The sequence below is a fragment of the Kitasatospora sp. NPDC004799 genome (assembly GCF_040609095.1).
GTDB lineage: Bacteria > Actinomycetota > Actinomycetes > Streptomycetales > Streptomycetaceae > Kitasatospora.
On sequence record NZ_JBEXJK010000626.1, the window covers coordinates 1 to 3,156 of the forward strand.

At 74.7% G+C, this 3,156-nt stretch carries 3 protein-coding genes; 1 reads left to right on the forward strand and 2 read right to left on the reverse strand.

The genetic code is table 11. The features are described from left to right. Positions 1-310: 310 nt before the first annotated feature. The gene (gene thpR / locus ABZW03_RS39075; RefSeq protein WP_355269364.1) at positions 311-943 is read right to left on the reverse strand and encodes an RNA 2',3'-cyclic phosphodiesterase; all 633 of its coding nucleotides are present in this window, start codon (positions 941-943) and stop codon (positions 311-313) included. Between the two features lie 46 nt (positions 944-989). Between thpR and ABZW03_RS39080 the strand changes: the two genes are divergently transcribed. Beyond that, on the forward strand, positions 990-1,508 hold the full coding sequence (locus tag ABZW03_RS39080) for a GNAT family N-acetyltransferase (RefSeq protein WP_355269366.1): 519 nt from the start codon (positions 990-992) through the stop codon (positions 1,506-1,508). 55 nt (positions 1,509-1,563) lie between these two features. Here ABZW03_RS39080 and ABZW03_RS39085 read toward each other — a convergent pair whose 3' ends face one another. Then, positions 1,564-2,853, reverse strand: coding sequence for an MFS transporter (locus tag ABZW03_RS39085; protein WP_355269368.1), 1,290 nt, complete (start codon positions 2,851-2,853; stop codon positions 1,564-1,566). Positions 2,854-3,156 lie beyond the last annotated feature (303 nt).

The window sequence follows — 3,156 nt, forward strand, 5'->3', positions numbered from 1 at the left end:
GACTCCGTGGCCGCCCAGCTCTGACCCCGCCCCCCGCGCACACGCCCGCGGGCCCGCCGCCGCGGGGGGGGCGGGCCCTCGGGCGTTCCGGGGCCGGGGGCCGTCCCGGCCGTTCGACCGTTCGGCCGCTTCGGCCTTTCGACCGCGCCGAGGCCGCTCCGACCACTCCGGCCGTTCCGACCGTTCCGACCGTTCCGCTCAGCGGCCGACCAGCGAGCTGATCAGCACGACGACCAGCATCAGCACCAGGGTGCCGGAGACGATGCGCATACGAGTCTTGGGATCCACGGTCATCGAGCGTACCTCCGGCTCACCCGGGACTCCCCCCGGCCCCCGCCCCCGGACCCCCGGCGGCCCGGCCCCACTCCGCCAGCGGCCACCGCCGCAGCGTCTCGTAGTGCGCGGCGCCGCCGCCCAGGTCGCTGCGGACCAGGTGCAGCTCGGCGGCCTCCCACTCCGGCCCCCGGTAGTCGGCCAGCGCCGCCACCAGGCCGTCCAGCTCGGCCGCCGCGACCCGCTGCACGGCCCGCCGGTGGCCGCGCGAGGAGCCGGCCCGGGCGAGGGTGAGGTGCGGGTGGAAGGCGTAGTCGTCGGTCGCCCCGGTGACCTCGGCGGTGGCCCCGGCGACGGCCTCGGCCAGGCGGCGCAGCGCCCAGTCCTGGCCCTCGATCCCGGCCCAGAGCACCCGGTCGCCGAACCGGCCCGCGCCCGCGATCCGCAGCCGGTGCACCGGGTGGACCTCGGCGACGGCGGCCAGGCCCGCCTCCAGCTCCGGCAGCCGCTCGGCCGGCACCTCGCCCAGGAAGGCCAGGGTCAGGTGCCAGCCCTCGACGCCGGTCCAGCGCAGCCGCTCCGCCCCGGGCAGCTCCCGCACCGGCGCGACGGCGTCGAAGAGCCCCTGCAACGCCCGCACCGGCGGCAGCACCGCCACGAACAGCCTCATGGACCCATCTTCCCGCGCCCGGTCGTTTCGGGTAGAACGTTCGAATATGAAGATCCGCAACGGGGGTCCCGAGGACGTCCCCGACATCCTGTCCCTGCTCGACGGCGCCGTGGCCTGGCTGGCCGCGAACGACCGCACCGGCCAGTGGGGCGACCAGCCCTTCAGCACCATCCCGGCCCGGGTCGACCAGGCCGCCTCGTACGCCGCCGAGCCCTTCCTGATCCGCCTCGCCGTGGACGACGACGGCCGTACGGTCGGCTGCTGCGTGCTCTCCGAGGACCGCGGCCGGTGGATCCCCGCCGTGGACGAGCGCGAACTGTACGTCCGCCTCCTGGTCACCGACCGCGGCCGCAGCGGCTCGGGCCTCGGTGCCGCGCTGATCGCCGACGCGGTCGAGGAGGCCCGCCGGCGCGACATCGGCCTGCTCCGGGTGGACTGCTACGCCGGCGCCGACGGCAAGCTGGTCGACCGGTACCGGGGGCTCGGCTTCACCGAGACCGAGACCTTCGAGGTCGAGCAGCCGAACGGCCTCTGGCCGGGCCAGGTCCTCGCCATGAGGCTCTGAGCCACCGAGGTTTCCCCGAAGGCCTTGTCGATCTCCGGGGAAACCTGACATGCCGTCAGCAGACGGCGGCCAGCTCCGACTTGCTCGCCGGACCGGACCGCGGCACGAAGGCCACCACCCGGCCGCCGCGGCCCGGGTGCAGGTCGAACCGCACCCGCAGGTCCGCGCTGCGGGCCAGCACGAGGCCGACCGCGCCGGCCGCCGCCGCGGACACCAGCCCGCAGGCCAGCAGGCCGAGCCGGGGCCCGTACGAGGCGGTCACCCAGCCGACGATCGGGGCGCCGATCGGCGTGCCGCCGGTGAAGACCAGCACCAGCAGGCCCATCACCCGGCCGCGCATCTCGGGGTCGGTGGCCAGCTGCAGCGAGGCGTTGACCGAGGTGTTGAAGCTCAGCCCGAAGACCCCGATCAGCATCAGCAGCAGCGCGAAGGTCCAGTAGTCGGGCGCGAACGCGGCGACCACCTCCAGCGTGCCGAAGGCCAGCGCGGCGCCGACCAGCCGGCGCAGCCGCGGCGCGCCCCGGCGGGCGGCGAGCAGCGCACCGGCCAGCGAGCCGATCGCCATCGCGGTGTTCAGCAGGCCGTACTGGCCGGCGCCCACCTCGAAGGTGTCGTACGCGAAGCCGGAGAGCAGCGTCGGGAAGTTGAAGCCGAAGGTGCCGATGAACCCGGCCAGCACCATCGGCCAGAGCAGCTCGGGCCGTTCCCGGACGTACCGCAGGCCCTCGCGCAGCTGCCCCTTCTCGCGGGCGATCGGCTCGGTCGGGCGCAGTTCGCTCTCCCGCATGGCGAGCAGCCCGCCGATCACGGCGGCGAAGGACAGCGCGTTGACGGCGAACGCCCAGCCGCTGCCGACCGCGGCGATCAGCAGGCCCGCGACGGCGGGGCCGACCAGCCGGGCGGTCTGGAAGTTGGCGGCGTTCAGGCTGACGGCGTTGGCGAGGTCCTTGGGCCCGACCATCTCGGAGACGAAGGCCTGCCGGGTCGGGTTGTCCACCACGGTGACCAGGCCGAGCAGCAGCGCGAAGACGTACACGTAGTACGGCGTCACCAGGCCGCCGATGGTCAGCACCGCGAGGCCGGCGGCCAGCAGGCCCATCGCGCCCTGGGTGTAGATCAGCAGCCGGCGCTTGGGCATCCGGTCCGCGAGCACGCCGCCGAACAGGCCGAGCAGCAGCATCGGCAGGAACTGCATGGCGGTGGTGATGCCGACCGCGAGCGGGCTGCCGGTGAGGCTCAGCACCAGCCAGTCCTGGGCGATCCGCTGCATCCAGGTACCGGTGTTGGACACCACCTGGCCGGCGAAGTAGTAGCGGTAGTTGCGAACGCGCAGGGAGGAGAACATCCCCCCGGGCCGGGTGAACCGGGCGCCTGCGGGAGACGAGGCCGCGTAGGTGCGGCCCTGAGCGGCGGAGTCCGCCGCGGTGCGTTCGTCGGGGTCGTCGTCGCCGTTGCCCGGCAGCCCCGTGGGGGCGGAGGCCTGGGCGTCGGCGGCCGCGGCACTGGCCGCGGCGGGGTCGGTGGTCGGGTCGTCGGTACGGATGGCGGCGGCGCTGGCTGCGGCCGGCGGTGTCACGGTGGTCTCCCCTCGCGGCAGTTGCGATCCTTCGGCTGTGAGCTTCGACTGAGCACGCCGGTAGTTCTGCAA